Origin of the sequence: Mesorhizobium sp. M1409 (assembly GCF_040317535.1) — a bacterium.
Taxonomy (GTDB): Bacteria; Pseudomonadota; Alphaproteobacteria; order Rhizobiales; family Rhizobiaceae; genus Mesorhizobium.
Window position 1 is genome coordinate 37079 of record NZ_JAMYKV010000049.1, and the last position, 15709, is coordinate 52787.

14 protein-coding genes are annotated in these 15709 nt (G+C 63.7%); 5 read left to right on the forward strand and 9 right to left on the reverse strand.

Going from position 1 to position 15709, the window contains the following annotated elements; all coding sequences use genetic code 11:
• Positions 1–110: 110 nt before the first annotated feature.
• The 4 genes from NKG99_RS28505 to NKG99_RS28520 all read right to left on the reverse strand — a co-directional run bounded on the left by NKG99_RS28505 (position 111) and on the right by NKG99_RS28520 (position 3537).
• Entirely contained in the window at positions 111–1844 is a 1734-nt protein-coding gene (locus NKG99_RS28505) for a SulP family inorganic anion transporter (RefSeq protein ID WP_352872432.1), read from the reverse strand.
• A gap of 68 nt (positions 1845–1912) precedes the next feature.
• Positions 1913–2191 (reverse strand): helix-turn-helix domain-containing protein, encoded by a 279-nt coding sequence (locus tag NKG99_RS28510; RefSeq protein WP_352872434.1) that lies wholly within the window; start codon positions 2189–2191, stop codon positions 1913–1915.
• Positions 2192–2461: 270 nt separating this feature from the next.
• A complete protein-coding gene (locus tag NKG99_RS28515; protein WP_352872435.1) occupies positions 2462–3181 on the reverse strand; it encodes a phosphatase PAP2 family protein in 720 nt (239 codons plus the stop codon).
• A gap of 14 nt (positions 3182–3195) precedes the next feature.
• Positions 3196–3537, reverse strand: a complete 342-nt coding sequence (locus NKG99_RS28520) for a hypothetical protein (RefSeq protein ID WP_352872436.1) — start codon at positions 3535–3537, stop codon at positions 3196–3198.
• 171 nt (positions 3538–3708) lie between these two features.
• On the opposite strand from NKG99_RS28520, the gene NKG99_RS28525 reads away from it, so the two are divergent.
• Entirely contained in the window at positions 3709–5100 is a 1392-nt protein-coding gene (locus tag NKG99_RS28525; RefSeq protein ID WP_352872438.1) for a sensor histidine kinase, read from the forward strand.
• Positions 5097–5759: a LuxR C-terminal-related transcriptional regulator gene (locus NKG99_RS28530; protein WP_352872440.1), complete on the forward strand. Its 663-nt coding sequence runs from the start codon at positions 5097–5099 to the stop codon at positions 5757–5759. Before NKG99_RS28525 ends, NKG99_RS28530 begins: the two co-directional genes overlap by 4 nt.
• Positions 5760–5834: 75 nt before the next feature.
• Here the strand turns inward: NKG99_RS28530 and NKG99_RS28535 are convergent, their stop codons facing one another.
• Both NKG99_RS28535 and NKG99_RS28540 read right to left on the reverse strand, forming a co-directional pair.
• Positions 5835–6227, reverse strand: a complete 393-nt coding sequence (locus NKG99_RS28535) for a hypothetical protein (RefSeq protein WP_502911028.1) — start codon at positions 6225–6227, stop codon at positions 5835–5837.
• A 381-nt stretch (positions 6228–6608) separates the two neighbouring features.
• Positions 6609–7079, reverse strand: coding sequence for a hypothetical protein (locus tag NKG99_RS28540; RefSeq protein ID WP_352872443.1), 471 nt, complete (start codon positions 7077–7079; stop codon positions 6609–6611).
• A gap of 296 nt (positions 7080–7375) precedes the next feature.
• Between NKG99_RS28540 and NKG99_RS28545 the strand changes: the two genes are divergently transcribed.
• The gene (locus NKG99_RS28545; protein ID WP_352872445.1) at positions 7376–9379 is read left to right on the forward strand and encodes a PhoX family protein; all 2004 of its coding nucleotides are present in this window, start codon (positions 7376–7378) and stop codon (positions 9377–9379) included.
• An 89-nt stretch (positions 9380–9468) separates the two neighbouring features.
• On the opposite strand, the gene NKG99_RS28550 is transcribed toward NKG99_RS28545, so the two are convergent.
• A complete protein-coding gene (locus tag NKG99_RS28550) occupies positions 9469–10659 on the reverse strand; it encodes a flavin-containing monooxygenase (protein ID WP_352872447.1) in 1191 nt (396 codons plus the stop codon).
• A gap of 349 nt (positions 10660–11008) precedes the next feature.
• On the opposite strand from NKG99_RS28550, the gene NKG99_RS28555 reads away from it, so the two are divergent.
• Positions 11009–12046: a phosphatidylglycerol lysyltransferase domain-containing protein gene (locus NKG99_RS28555; RefSeq protein WP_352872449.1), complete on the forward strand. Its 1038-nt coding sequence runs from the start codon at positions 11009–11011 to the stop codon at positions 12044–12046.
• A 30-nt stretch (positions 12047–12076) separates the two neighbouring features.
• Here the strand turns inward: NKG99_RS28555 and NKG99_RS28560 are convergent, their stop codons facing one another.
• Together NKG99_RS28560 and NKG99_RS28565 are read right to left on the reverse strand one after the other, a co-directional pair.
• On the reverse strand, positions 12077–12838 hold the full coding sequence (locus tag NKG99_RS28560) for an ABC transporter permease (RefSeq protein WP_352872455.1): 762 nt from the start codon (positions 12836–12838) through the stop codon (positions 12077–12079).
• A gap of 14 nt (positions 12839–12852) precedes the next feature.
• Complete coding sequence (locus NKG99_RS28565) at positions 12853–13779, reverse strand: ABC transporter ATP-binding protein (RefSeq protein ID WP_352872451.1); 927 nt, start codon at positions 13777–13779, stop codon at positions 12853–12855.
• Between the two features lie 251 nt (positions 13780–14030).
• On the opposite strand from NKG99_RS28565, the gene NKG99_RS28570 reads away from it, so the two are divergent.
• A complete protein-coding gene (locus NKG99_RS28570) occupies positions 14031–15392 on the forward strand; it encodes a cytochrome ubiquinol oxidase subunit I (protein ID WP_352872453.1) in 1362 nt (453 codons plus the stop codon).
• The last annotated feature ends 317 nt before the right edge of the window (positions 15393–15709 follow it).

The window sequence follows — 15709 nt, forward strand, 5'->3', positions numbered from 1 at the left end:
AAGCGGTCGCTCACGTCGCGCCTTGCGTGAGTCAACTCAGGATCAAAAGTTGGCGTTCAACCGGCGGACACCTTGCACAAAGCGGCCACCGGCCAGCAAATCCTGGTTGCCTACTCCGCCTCCAGCTTTCCTTTCAGCTGCGCCCGAGCGTCCCGGATCGAAGCGGCATAGGTCACCAGCGGACGCTTGACGCCGTGGTTGATCAGCATGCGCCGGATCTGCGGCGCGGCACCCGATATGATGAAGCGGACACCGGCGCGCTTGGCCTTGTGCGCGGCGCCCTCGATGACATTGGCCGCCGTCGAATCGAAGAATGGCACGGCCGAGCAGTCGAGGATGAAGTTCTTGCGCTGGTCGGCGATGCGGTCGAGCACGGTGCCGACGGTCGACGCGGCGCCGAAGAAGAAGGCGCCCGAGATGCGGTAGACGACGGTGTCGGCGTCGGTCGCCTCGCTGGAATCGTAGACGCTGGTGCTGTCGGCCTCGTCCTCCCGCACCAGCGGCTGATCGGCCTCGACCGCAATGCTCTTGGCCATGCGGTCGATGAACAGGATCGATCCCAGCACGAAGCCGACGACGATCCCTTCGGTGAGATCGCGGAAGATGACGAGCAGGAAGGTCGCCATCAGCACCAGCGCGTCGCCGCGAGAAGCGCGCAACAGCGTGGCGAAGGCCTGTTTCTCGAACATGTTCCAGCACACGACCGCCAGCACGCCGGCAAGAGCGGCGAGCGGGATGTAGCTGGCGAGCGGCGCGGCCACCAGCATCAGCGCCAGCAGGATGGCCGAGTGGACCACGCCCGAAATCGGTCCGTGGGCGCCGGCCCGCACATTGGTCGCCGTGCGAGCGATGGTGCCGGTGGCGCAGATGCCGCCGAACAGGGCGGACGCGATGTTGGCAAAGCCTTGCGCCACCAGTTCACAGTTGGAACGATGCCGCCGGCCCGTCATCCCATCGGCGACCACCGCCGACAGCAGCGATTCGATCGCGCCGAGCAGGGCAAAGGCTATGGCATCCGGCAGCACGGCGACCATCCTGTCCAGGCTGATCGGCGGCAAGGCAGGCATCTGCAGACTGCGTGGAATACCGCCAAAGCGGGTGCCGATCGTTTCGGCAGGCAGTGAAAGAAGCGCCACGGCCAGCGATGCCAGCCCGATGGCAATGAGCATGGCGGGCCAAGTCGGCCGCCAGCGCCTCAGGCCGGCTATGGTGACGATGGTCAACACCGCCACGAAGGTCGCCGCGGGGTTGATGGTGCCGGCCGCCTCACCGACCGCGATCAACTTCGGCACCAGCGGTCCCGGCTCCCTGCCGGCAAGCTTCAGCCCGAACAATTCGACGATCTGTCCTGAAAAGATGATGACGGCGATGCCGGCGGTGAAGCCGACCGTCACCGGATAGGGAATGAACTTGATGTAGGTGCCGAGCCGGAGATAGCCGATGGCGAGCAGGAAGACGCCTGCCATCATCGTTGCCAGCAGCAGGCCATCGATACCGACCCGGGCAACCGTCGCGGCCACCAGCACGATGAAGGCACCGGCCGGACCGCCGATCTGGAAGCGGCTGCCGCCGAGCGCCGAAATGATGAATCCGCCAATGATCGAGGTGTAGAGGCCGCGCTCCGGAGTCACGCCCGAGGCGATCGCGATCGCCATCGACAATGGCAGCGCGACGATGGCGACCGTCAGCCCGGCGATGGCGTCGGCCTTGAAGTTTGCGAGCGTGTAGCCCTCGCGCCAGACCGTCACCAGCTTTGGTGTGAACAGTTCGGAAAATGTCGGCTTTGCCGATTTGTGGGCCGACTTATGGGCCGTTTGATGCACCGCCCGCTGCGTCTGATCCATGAACTGCCTTCCGCACCCTGAAGGCGGCGGGATCGTCGGCAGGACTGTCGGCGGTCGCCGTCGCGACTTTATGCCGGCTCAGCCTTGGGATCTGGCGGCACGACAGGCCTGAGGCGCACGCCCCGGCCGCCGCGCTCGCTGGTCTGGTTCTCGCCGATCAACTCCACCCCGGCCTCGTCGAGAGCCTGGATGACCTTCATCAGCGTGTCGACCACGCCCCTGACCACGCCATCGCTCGCCTCCATGCGTTGTATCGTTGGAAGCGAAACGCCGGCACGCTCGGCGAGCGTCTTCTGATCGATGCCGGCCAGCGCCCTTGCGGCGCGCATCTGCGCGGCAGTGATCATCGGCCGGAATCCCCGTCTGAGTCTGCAGAAATAATGTATAATACCATCATTATGATGTTTCAAGCATCAATATGAACGTCTGGGACATAAGCTTCGTCGCCTGACCAGCCATTTTTTCAGATACTTCCCGAGGATTGCGAGCTAGGGTGTCCCATCTGGCGTGGGAGGTAACGCGTTGACTGTTTTCAAGACCTTCGTGACATCGGCAGCCTTGCTGTCCGCGGTTTTCCTGTTGGCGGGTTGCGGGCATGGGCTGATCAACCGGCTGATCTAATCTCCAGTCTCGCTGTCGCCGTTCGGGCGCTGCCCGCGCCATCGCTGCCACGCTCGGGCAGTGAGCCAGCACAGCATCGCCCAGATGAAGCCGGCGCACCAGCCGGCCAGCACATCCGACGGCCAGTGCACACCAAGGTAGATGCGGCTGATGCCGACCAGCAGCGTCGTCAGCACCGCCAGCGACAGCACATAGATCTTCGTCGTTCGCCCGGGTAGGAAGCGCGCGGCCAGCGCGCCGAGCGTCAGATAGGTCACCGCCGACAGCATGGCGTGGCCGCTCGGAAAAGACAGCGTTGTTTCGTTGACGAGATGCGAGACGAGTTCGGGGCGCGGCCGATCGATCCCGGCTTTCAGGAGGCTCGACAGGACCTGACCACCGGCCACCGCCACGAAGATAAAAAGGGCGGTCGCCGGCCTGCGGATAAGCAAGAGATAAAGGATTACCGCCGTTACGATCAGCACCAGCACGCTGCCGCTGCCCAAGCTGGTGATATCGCGCATCGCCCCTTCCAGCCAGGGCGGGCCGATCGGGCTGTCGGGCTGACCCGCCTTGCGGAAGGCGAGCATGATTTCGGTGTCGAAAGCGTGCGGCGTGGTGGCCCGCGCCACCTCCATCAACTCCTCGAAGCCCCACAGGCCGGCGGCGATGGCAAGGCCGGCCAGCAGCACCGGGAATTCGATCCGGTTAAGCAGTGTGTTCGCGGCGTTCTTCATCGGCAACTCGCCTGTTACAACCGACCTTGCAGATAGGGCCCGAGCGTGATCAGCGCCACCGCGGCGATTGCCAGCATGATGCCGGTCGCCTGCAACGCGTTGACGCGCTCGCCGAAGAAGACGAGTGCCACGGCATTCACCGAGACCAGCTGGATGACCGCCGACAGGCTGAACGACACCGACATGCCGAATTCGCGGATCAGCCGCAGCATGATCAGATTGCCCAAGGAATAGAGCGCCAGCGTCAGCAGGATCTTGCCAAGGCTCGGCGCCAGGCCCCATTGCTTGGCCGCGGTGGCCGCCAGCAGGAAAATGACAGTCGAAAAGCCGAGCTGCAGCAATCCCGAAAAACTCAACGTTTCATCCTCTCTCGAACGGCTTCCGCCGCGTGTGTCGCGGACGTTGTTTCCGAAGCGCGCCGGGACGTCAAGCGACCCCGACCAAACGTAAGGTCTTGGCAACGGCAAGACGGAAGCTCAATGTGCTGAAATCGCCCAACCTATCGATTGAAGGGCGGTCAGGGGATCATGATTCGTATTTTTCAAAACTTGGCGCGGCGCTGGAGCGAGCTTTCCCTTGCTCTGCAATTCGTCGTTGCCGGCGGCTTTGGCCTGCTCGCGGTCATGCTGGTGGTGGGCGCCTGGGTGACGGGTCAGATCCGGGATGGCGTCATCCGCAATTCGGCCGCCACGACGGCGCTGTATGTCGACAGCGTGATCGCGCCCCTGCTTCCCGATTTGCGCAAGCAGCATGAGCTCAGCGACTCCGTCAAGCAGGCGCTCGACGAGACGCTTGGCCAGGGCGCGCTCGGCAAGCGCCTCGTATCGTTCAAGCTCTGGACCCGCGACGGCACGATTCTCTATGCGAAGGAGACGGCGCAGATCGGCCGCCGCTTCGATCCGAGCGACAACCTGCGTTCCGCCTTCGGGGGCAGTGTCGTCGCCGAATTCAATACGTTCGATGACGATGAAGGTGAGGAGAGGGCTTCCGGCCTGCCATTGCTGGAGATCTACAATCCCGTGCGCGAGCCGTGGTCCGGCGAGGTGGTGGCCGTCACCGAATTCTATGAGATCGCCGACGACTTCAAAGCCACGCTGGCTTCCGCTCTGTGGTCAAGCTGGCTGGTCGTGGCCGGCGCGACGCTGGCGGCCTTCCTGCTCCTGTCGGGCATCGTCCTGCGCGGCAGCCGCACCATCGACGATCAGCGCGGGGCGCTGCGCCGCCAGGTGTCGGAGCTGCAGGGTCTGGTGACGCAGAACAGCGCCTTGCGACTGCGCGTGCAGAGGGCGTCCCGTCGCGCCACCGCGCTCAACGAAAGATATTTGCGACGCATCGGCGCCGATCTCCATGACGGTCCGGCGCAACTCGTGGCGCTGGCGGCGCTGCGCATGGACAGTCCGGTGTTTTCCGGCGATGGCCATTCGGGTGAAAGCCGCTCGACCGAGGTCGCGATGATCCGCAAGACACTGGAGGATGCGCTGCGCGAAATACGCGGTATCTGCACCGGCCTGGTCCTGCCGCAGATCGAGACGGCTGCCGCAAGCGACATTCTTCGGCTGGCCGTCAACGAACACCAGCTGCGGACGGGAACGTCCGTAACCCTCACGCTGGCCGGGCAGTTGCCAGAACCTGGCGCCTCGGAGAAGATCAGCATCTATCGGTTCGTGCAGGAAGGGCTGAACAACGCCTATCGCCACGCGCGAGGCAAGGATCAGGCGGTGAGTGCCGGGATGAAGGGTGGCAGGCTTTTCGTTGAAGTATCGGATGCCGGGCCAGGCTTCGATCCCGCACGGGACGAGGGCCTCGGGCTCGCCGGTCTCAGAGAGCGGGTCGAAAGCATTGGCGGCCAGTTTGAAACCTTGACCGGGCCGCACGGCACGCGATTGGTAATCCGTCTATCGGTCGAGGAGCAAGCATGACTGGCGCCATTCGCATCGCCATTATCGACGATCATCCCCTCTTTCGCGAAGGTGTGACGCGCAGCCTGTCGGAGATCGGAGGCTTCGAGGTGGCTGGCGAGGGTGCCACGGCGCAGGATGCCGAACGCATCGCCGCGACGGTTCGGCCCGACATATTGCTGCTCGACATTTCAATGCCGGGCGGCGGTCTGGCCGCGGTCGCAAGCATCCTCGCCGGCCATCCCGCCCAAAAGATCGTCATGCTGACCGTTTCGGAGGCCAATGCCGATGTGACCATGGCCCTGAACGCAGGGGTGTGCGGCTATGTCCTCAAAGGTATCGGATCGCGCGCGCTTGCCGACATCCTGCGCAATGTGGCGGCCGGCGAAAGCTATCTTTCGCCGACGCTGTCGGCCCGACTGCTTTCGGATCTCCAGTCCCAGCAGCCGACCAACGGCATAGCGGACCGGCTGCGGCAACTCACCGAGCGGCAGACGGAAATCCTGCGGCTGGTGGCGGAGGGGCTGAGCAACAAGGAAGTCGCCTTGCGGCTGGAACTTCAGGAGAAGACCGTCAAGCATCACATGACCGGCGTGCTGTCGAAACTCAATGTGCGAAACCGCACCGAAGCAGCTTTGATGATGCGTGAGGCGCGCGACCGCGACAGGAACCAGTCTTAAGCCGCAAAACGAGGTCACCTCCGCCGGGGGCGGCGGAGGTGACATGCGAAGCCGGCCGTTGCCTGTTGGCTAGCTTCACAAGGTCTTGAGACGGCTGACATCGGCCGGCGTGGCCCGGCGGTCGATGATCGTGCGACCGAATGCATCCTCCATCCTGAAACGACCATTCTCGATCTTTTCCGTTATGCCGTCGGGATGCCGGACTGTGATCCTGTTGCCTGTCACGTCGACCTCTTTGACATGGCTCGCGCTATTGTCGTTCTTACCTCTGTTGGCTCCCGACTGGCCGGCATTGCCACTGTTGCCATTCCCGCTGCTGCTGTTGCCGCCATTGCCGCCACCGCTGTTGCCGCCGTTTCCACCGCCGCTGTTGCCACCGCCATTGCCACCCTTTTCTGCCTGTGCGCTGGCGGCGTAAATCCCGGGAACGGAGCCGTCGAAGGCAATCTGATAGGGAGCGATGGTCAACGCCAGCGCAGCCGCGGATTTGAGCGCAAGCCGGCAACAACGGGTCGTGAGCGATCTGTGCATCCTGATCTCCGTCGATTGAGCCCGGCCCGCCCACTCTCAAACGCTGCAGTTGCAACCAACATCGCCGAAAGACGTGGTGCCCGGAAGCGACCTCCGACCGTTGCGGTTGTCTCCTAGGACTTTTGGAAGCGCAAGGTTGGACTAAAGTCCTACACATGTGCTAATAGGTGCCGTATGAACGGCGGCGCGACCGCCGATGGCCATCGGGAAACTGGCTTTCCCGATGCCTGGCGGCGGCAGACGCCGGACATCAAGTCACCTCCGCCGGGGGCGGCGGAGGTGACTTGTGAAGCCGGGCCGCTGCCTGCTGGCCTTGCCTCACAATGCCTGGAGGCGACTGAAATCGCGCGCCGTCGCCGGACGTTCGATGATCGTGCGGCCGAGGGCATCCTTCATCTCGAAACGATCATTCTCGATCTCTTCCGTGGTGCCATCGGGATGCTCGACCTTGATCTTGTCGCCGTCCACCTCGACCTTGTCGCCAGTGGCCGCATTGACATGATGACCGGCTCCGCCGTTGTCGGATCCGGAATTGTCGGTTCCGCCATGGTCGTTGCCGGCGCCATCGCCGCCGCCGCCGGGCCCGGAATTGCCGCTGTTTCCGCTGGCACTTCCACCGCTTCCACCACCGCTGCCATCATGTCCGCCATCCTTGGCATGCGCGGCCGCGGCAACGATGCCAGAAGCGGAGCCATGGAAGGCGGGTTGATAGGGGACGACGGCCAGCGCCAATGCCGATGTCGCTCTCAGAGTCAGCCGGCGATAGCGGGTGGGGATCGATCCGCGCATCCCGGTCCTCCTCTTCATCAGGCCGATGCCGAAATTGGCAAGCGGCCGACCATTGCCGGCATAGCGGCTTTGGCATAGGGGGCCTACGACCGATGCCGCGCCAACAGGGACCTTTGCTTGGCCTGATCGGGGACCTTGGTCCCCACATTGCGCCGTTGCGAAAGGGGTCGGCTGCCGAGATCGTGGAACGCGGTTGAAAGCGGCCTGAGCTGTCACGAAAATGTGATCGACCGGATATAAGGGGTTAAACAGGCAACACGCTCCAGCCATCCCCCAAAGCCAGAGGCAAGCCCCAAATGACCGAACATCGCTCCCCCGACGCCCGATTCCGCACCAGCCTGCTCGAGGAAAACGACGGCCCGGCCACCAACCTCACCGACAACCGCACCATGGGCGAGGTCATCGCCGCGCGGTTCTCGCGCCGTGGCTTCCTCAAGGGCTCGCTGGCCGTCTCGGCCATCGCCGCCACCGTCAGCCCACTGGCGCTTATCAGCGCCGACGAAGCCCGGGCTGCGGAAGGCTCGGCCTTCGCGTTCGACGAGTTGGAGGCCGGCATCGACGACAAGCACCATGTCGCGCCCGGCTACGACGCCGATGTGCTGTTGCGCTGGGGCGATCCGCTGTTTGCCGATTCGCCGGAGTTCGACCCGGCGAAACAGTCGGCGCAGGCTCAGGCGAAGCAGTTCGGCTACAACAACGACTATGTCGGCTACATCGCCATCGACGGTTCGGCCGAACATGGCCTGCTGGTCGTCAACCACGAATACACCAACCCGCATCTCATGTTCCCGGGCATCGTCAAGATCGTCGAAAAGGATGGCAAGAAGTCGGCCGAAGTCGCACCGCTCTCGAAGGAGCAGGTCGATGTCGAGATGGCTGCCCATGGCGGCACCATCGTCGAGATCCGCAAGGTCTCGGGCAAATGGCAGGTGGTGCGCGACGGAAAGCTCAACCGCCGCATCACCTCCAACACCGAAATGGCGTTGTCCGGTCCGGTCGCCGGCCACGACCGCGTCAAGACCAATGCCGACCCGTCCGGCGCCAAGGTTTTCGGCACGCTCAACAATTGCGCCGGCGGCGTCACGCCCTGGGGCAGCTATGTGATGGCCGAGGAGAACATCCACGGCTATTTCTCCGGCGACCTGCCGGAGGGCCACAAGGAGGCCGCCAACTACAAGCGCCTGGGCATTCCCGAAGGCGCGTATGAATGGGCCGCGCATTACGATCGTTTCGACCTCGCCAAGGAGCCCAATGAGGCCAACCGCTTCGGATGGATCGTCGAGGTCGATGTCAACGACCCGACCTCGACGCCGAGGAAGCGCACCGCCATGGGCCGCTTCAAGCACGAGGGCGCCGAATCGATCGTCGCCAAGGACGGCCGCGTCGTCTTCTATCTCGGCGACGACGAGCGCTTCGATTATGTCTACAAATTCGTCACCAAGGCGGCGTTCAATCCGAACGACCATGCCGCCAACAAGGACCTTCTCGACGACGGCACGCTGCATGTCGCGAAGTTCGCCGACGACGGTTCGGTCGAATGGCTGCCGATCGTCTTCGGCCAGGGGCCGCTGACGACCGAAAACGGCTTTGCCAGCCAGGCCGACGTGCTGATCGAAACACGCCGCGCCGCCGACCTGCTCGGCGCCACCAAGATGGACCGCCCCGAAGACATCCAGCCCAATGCCGTCAACGGCAAGGTCTATGTCATGCTGACCAACAATTCGAAGCGCAAGGCAGACCAGGTCGATGCCGCCAACCCGCGCGCCGAAAACGCCTTCGGCCACATCATCGAAATATCGGAGGATGGCGGCGATTTCGCCGCTGCCAAGGGCAAGTGGGAAGTGCTGCTGAAATGCGGCGATCCCACCGTGGCCGATGTCGGCGCCACCTTCTCGACGGCGACGACGGCCAATGGCTGGTTCGGCATGCCCGACAATTGCGCGGTCGATTCGGCCGGTCGCCTGTGGGTGGCCACCGACGGCCAGGGCCCGAAAGCCACCGGCCGCACCGACGGCCTGTGGGCGGTGGACACCGAAGGGTCGGCGCGGGCGACCTCGAAACTGTTCTTCCGCGTGCCGATCGGCGCCGAAATGTGCGGTCCGCTGTTCGCACCGGACGATCAGACCGCCTTCGTCGCCGTCCAGCATCCGGGCGATGGCGGCGAGGACTGGGAGCCGTTCGGCCGCCCATCCTACTACGAGGACCTGTCGACGCGCTGGCCCGACTTCAAGCCCGACATGCCGGTGCGGCCGGCGGTGGTCGCCATCACCAAACAGGGTGGCGGCAAGATCGCGGTCTGATATCAGGCACTCGTTTGCAACTGGTGCTCACCCTGCTCGCGGAGGGACTTGCTAATGGAGGTCGTGGGTTCCGGCGGCTCGAGCCGAAATCAGCGTGAGGCACCGGACGAGGCGCCAGCGGAACCTGCGATCCGTTTGGCGATCGCCTTGGCCAGGATGCCGGCATTGGCGAAACAGCCGCGAATGCTTGGCCGCATGCCGGTGAACCACAGGCCGGGGAATTTCGGATCGGATTGGCCGCCATTGAAGAGCGGAACGCCCTTGCCGTCGAGCACGCCGAGCTTGCCGACCATGGGCTCCAGCCCGGTGCGATAGCCTGTCGCCGCAATGACGATGTCGGGATAGACCAGACTGCCATTGGCCAGTATCACGCCGTCGCGGGTGAATTCCCGTATGGCTGGCACCACGGTAATCTTGCCCGATTTGATGGCGCTGACCGCGCCGTCGTCGGCGGCGATCGCGGTATAGTCCGAGGTCAACCGGCTGGCGCCGCCCGAGGGCGCTGGCGGCAGGCCGAATTTGGTCAGGTCGCCGAAAACCAGGCGCTGCGTTGCCGCCATCACCGCATCGGCGATCCACAACGGCAAGCGCGCCATGAGCGGCGAAAGCCTGTGTACTGCGACCTTGCCGACCCGCTTGGGCAGCAAAGCGGGGCCGTTGCGGGCCGACAGCCAGATGGCTGCCGTGTTTATGCCGGCCAGATGATTGAGCGCGTCGAAACCCGAATTGCCGGCGCCTACGACCAGCACTTTTTGGCCCGCATAGCCCTGCGCGTCGCCGAAATCCGCCGAATGGATGATGCGGCCGGCGAAATCCTTCATGCCTTTCCATTCGGGAATGAACGGCAGCCTGTCGCGGCCAGTGGCGATGACGACATTGCGGGCAAGGCGCGGTCCGGCGCTGGTCCGCAGCGCCCAATGATCGCCCTTGAAGGTGATCTCTTCGACAGCGACGCCAAACTGCACCGGCAGCCGGTTCTCCCCACTGAAATCATTCATGTGGCGGATGACGGCCGTCCTTTGCGGAAAGGCAGGCGTGCCGGGGGGATAGGCAAGGCCGGGCAGCGAAGAAAGATTGCGGTGGGTGTTGAGATGCAACTGCTGATGCCGCCGATGCCAGGGTTCGGCCAGCCGGCTTTCCTTTTCCAGGATTGCCGTCGGAACGCCGGCGTTCATCAAGGCATGCGCCGCGACCAGTCCGGCAACACCGGCGCCGACGACGATTGCCGGCTCGACCGTTATCGGCAGGTCCGCAACCGATCGGATTGTCGTATCAGTCATTCACCCTCGAATCCCCATTCGACCATTGCAGCAAGCTCGCAGGGCGCTGTAACCGTTTGATCCCGTGCAGGATCCATAGAGCAAACCGCCACTGATTTTCCAGCCATACGATTTTCGAGCCATCCATTGGGCCGCGATTGCGCTCTGTATGGCATATGCGCGATATCAGCGGTAATCAGGTCGCGGCAATGTGATTGATTCGAGGCCTTTGGGGGCTGGTCTCTGTCATCCCCACGCGCATGCCCGGAGTCAGGGTTCGGTTTTCAAGGTCATGCGCAGAATCAAAGTGTTACAGCACCTTTGCGCGTCTTGAACGCGCGACGCTGTGGCGGCACGCGGAATCTCGACCATGCCCTCCTTGCGGATCTATTTCGACAAAATCCTTGAGGGCGCCGCGCCCAAGGTGGCGCGGCAGGAGCTGACGCATGTCGAGCGCCTGGCGCTGGTTCGCCGCCATGGTGACTTCTCGCTAGCCTATTCCAGCGCCGTTCAAAACAAGCTTTCCTATTTCGGCGACGCCGACGGCTACATCGCCTTCGGCACCAAGATGAAGCATCATTTCGCGCTCGGCGACCCGGTGGCGGCTCCAATGCTGCGGTCCGACTACATCAGACGCTTCGTCGAGACCGGCGGCAGCCCGTGGTTCGTGCAGATCGGCGAGGAGACCGCGCGCGTGCTGGCCGGACTCGGCTACAAGGTCAATCGGCTCGGCATCGATACGCGCCTCACCCTGCCTGATCATGATTTTTCCGGAAAGCGCAACGAGACCGTGCGCTACTCCGAGCGTTGGCTGTTGAAGAAGGGCTTCTCGTTCGAAGAGGACAAGCGCACGATCCACCTCGACGAGATCGCCCGGCTCTCCGACAACTGGCGCGGCGACCGCATCGTCAAGCGTAGGGAAATGGGCTTTCTCAACCGCCCGTTCGCCGACCATCTCGGCATCGATATGCGCCGTTTCGTCCTGCATGGTCCCAATGGCGAGCTGGTCGCCTTGCTCGACTTCGACCCATTGTATCGCGACGACAAGGTCATCGGCTACACCACCGCCTTCAAGCGCAAGCATATCGATGCCTCGCCGCATGCCGAGATCGGCCTGACCAAATTCGCCGTCGACCGTTTTCGCGAGCAAGGCATCTCGGTGGTGACGCTCGGCCTGTCGCCGCTCGTCGATATCGGTCCGAGCGGATTTCCCGAAAGCGATTTCTGGCGCAACACCTTCCAGCGCGCCTACGATTCTGCCTGGGTCAACCGCCGCAGGTTCAACCTGCAAGGCCAGGCGGCGTTCAAGCGCCGCTTCCACGGTGTCGAGGAGCCGGTCTACATCGCCTTCCGCAAGGGGACGTATGTCGAGATGCTGGGGTTGCTGCGGCTCGTCAAGGCGATCTAGACCTGGCTGCGGCTCAGGCACTTTCGCCGCTCAGTTCCTCAGCCGGTAACCGGTCCTGAAGATCCAGGCGACGATCGTTATGCAGATGGCCAGGAAGACGACCGTCATGCCTAGGCTGATGCCGACCGAGACGTCGGACTTGCCGTAAAAGCTCCAGCGGAAGCCGCTGATCAAATAGACGACCGGATTGAACAGTGTCACCGTGCGCCAGATGCCGGGCAGCATGTTGATCGAATAGAAGCTGCCGCCGAGGAAGGTCAGCGGCGTGATGATCAGCAGCGGCACCAGCTGCAACTGCTCGAAACTCTTTGCCCAGATGCCAATGATGAAGCCGAACAGGCTGAAGGTCACCGCCGTCAGCACCAGGAAGGCGACCATCCAGAACGGGTGCAGGATGGTAAGCGGCACGAACAGCGACGCTGTCGCCAGGATGATCAGGCCGAGGATGATCGACTTGGTCGCGGCACCGCCGACATAGGCGATGACGATCTCCAGATAGGAGACCGGCGCCGACAGCAATTCGTAGATCGAGCCGACGAATTTCGGGAAGTAGATGGCAAAGGAGGCGTTGGAGATCGACTGCGTCAAGAGCGACAGCATGATCAGGCCCGGCACGATGAAGGCGCCGTAGCTGATGCCGTCGATCTCGGTGATGCGCGAGCCGATGGCCGAGCCGAAGACGACGAAATACAGCGATGTCGAGATGACCGGCGAGACGATGCTCTGCAGCACGGTGCGGAAGGCACGCGCCATTTCCATCCGGTAGATCGCCCATACCGCACGTAGATTCATGGCCGGGCGCAGGTTCATGGCTCTCTCCTCACCAGATTGACGAAGATCTCCTCGAGCGAGCTGTTTTGCGTGTCGATGTCGCGGAACTGGATGCCGTCGGCCTCGAGGTCGCGGATGAGCGAGGCGACGCCCGGCCGCTCGGCCTGGTTGTCATAGGTGTAGGTCAGCTGCCCGCCATCGGCCGACAGCTCCAGCGCGTAGCTCGAGAACGCCTCCGGAATTGCGGGCAGCGGATTGCGCAGTTCAAGCACCAGCCGCTTGCGGCCGAGCTTGCGCATCAGTTCGGCCTTGTTCTCGACGAGGATGATCTCGCCGCGGTTGATGACGCCGACGCGGTCGGCCATCGCCTCGGCTTCCTCGATGTAATGCGTGGTCAGGATGATGGTGACGCCGTCCTCGCGCAGCCGGCGCACCATCGCCCACATGTCCTGGCGCAGCTCGACATCGACGCCGGCGGTCGGCTCGTCGAGGAACAGGACGCGCGGCTCGTGCGACAGCGCCTTGGCAATCATCAGCCGGCGCTTCATGCCGCCCGACAGCGTGATCGCCTTGGCGTCCTTCTTGTCCCACAGCGACAGGTCGCGCAGCACCTTCTCGACGAAGGCCGGGTTGGCCGGCTTGCCGAACAGGCCACGGCTATAGTTGACCGTCGCCCAGACGCTCTCGAAGGCGTCGATGGTCAGTTCCTGCGGCACCAGCCCGATCAGGCTGCGCGCGGCGCGATAGTCCCTGTTGATGTCGTGACCGTCGACGGTGACGGTGCCCGACGAGCGGTTGACGATGCCGCAAACGATCGAGATCAGCGTCGTCTTGCCGGCGCCGTTGGGCCCAAGCAGCGCAAAGATCTCACCACGCTGGATGTCGAGATTGACCTCCTTGAGCGCGGTAAAGCCGGTGGCGTAGGTCTTGGAGACCCCGGAAATGGACAGGATGGAAGGCATGGCTGAAAACGGCTGCTTGAAAGAGGTCCCTTGATATAGGCCGAATGTCGCTGTGCGCAACCGGAAGTCAATGCCGCTGCCGCCAGTTCTCGACAATGATTGCAGGGTCACGGGCGCTCAGGCCGAGCACGCGCCACGCCTGCGTCATGTTGGCAGGGCGCTGCGGCGTTCCGCCTCGCGGCGGGACGCCGCTTTGACCAGGCCCGGCTTGCGCCCTATTCTTCAATCACTAGAAGCAGCCGGAGCCCACCATGGACCCGCTCATCCTGTCGCGCATGCAATTCGGCGCCAATATCTCGTTCCACATCCTGTTTCCGACGATCACCATTGCGCTTGGCTGGGTGCTGCTGTTCTTCAAGCTACGCTACAACGCGACAGGCGATTCCGCCTGGATACGTGCGTATTTCACCTGGGTGAAGGTGTTCGCGCTGTCCTTCGCCATGGGTGTGGTTACCGGCGTCACCATGAGCTTCCAGTTCGGCACCAACTGGCCGGGCTATATGAAAACGGTCGGCAACATCGCCGGGCCGCTGCTGGCCTACGAAATCCTCACCGCCTTCTTCCTCGAGGCGGCCTTCCTCGGCATCATGCTGTTCGGCTTCCGCCGCGTCTCCAACCGCATCCACACGCTGGCGACGGTGCTGGTGGCTGGCGGCACCACCGTCTCGGCCTTCTGGATCATCGCGCTCAATTCCTGGATGCAGACGCCGGCCGGGTTTGAGATCCGCGACGGCGTGGCACACGCCGTCGACTGGTGGGCGATCCTCTTCAACCCGTCGATGCCCTACCGGCTCACCCACATGTTGCTCGCCTCCGGCCTGACGGTGTCGTTCCTGATTGCCGGCCTGTCGGCGCTGCGCTATCTCAACGGCGACCGCTCGGAATCGATGTGGAAGGCGCTGCGCACCGGCGTCTTCACCGCGGCTATCCTGATCCCGATCCAGATCTTCGCCGGCGACCAGCACGGGCTGAACACGCTGGAGCACCAGCCGCAGAAGATCGCCGCCATGGAGGCCAACTGGAACACCGGTCCCAACGTGCCGCTGGTGCTCTTCGCGCTGCCCGACGAGGCGGCCAAGGAAAACAGGTTCGAGATCGCCATTCCCGACGGGGCCAGCGTGGTGCTGCGGCACTCGACCAGCGGCGTGGTGCCGGGGCTGAACGACTATCCCGGCAACCATCCGCCGGTCTTCCCGGTGTTCTGGGGCTTCCGCATCATGGTCGGCACCGGCATCCTGATGCTCCTCGTCTCCTGGTCGGCCGCCTTCTTCCTCAAGCGCCGGCACAGGCTGCCGAAGCCGCTCGCTTTGCTGATGGTGCCGATGGCGCTGTCGGGCTGGCTGGCGACGCTGGCCGGCTGGTACACGACCGAGATCGGCCGCCAGCCCTGGCTGGTGACCGGCGTGCTGAAGACCGCCGACGCGGTCGGCCCGGTGGCCGGCAGCCATGTCGCGGTGACGCTCGCCATCTACCTTGTTCTCTATGCGTTTTTGCTGATCGCTTTTCTCGGCGTGCTGGTGCACCTGGCGCTGAAGGCGGCGAAGGATGGCGATAACTCGCCGCTGCCGGGCGTGCTCAACGCGCCGATGTCGCAGCCGGCCGCGGGGGAGTGATTGCCGAACCGAGGATCAGCTTAGCGTCCGATTTGCGGAGATATCATGCCAAAACAGACGGATAGACGATCGCCTCGGCCCGATTTGGCACTCCATCCCAGCGCCGGCGCCGCCCCTCACCTGCCTGCCGGCATCCTCTCCCCGTATAGTGGCGGGGAGAGGGACGCTGTCATCGGCGGTTTCGCCGACAACCAGCGTTGCAGAATAGGCGCCGAGGTTGCGGCCGGCCGCAGGGGAGTGATTGCCGAACCGAGGATCAGCTTAGCGTCCGATTTGCGGAGATATCATGCCAAAACAGACGGATAGACGATCGCCTC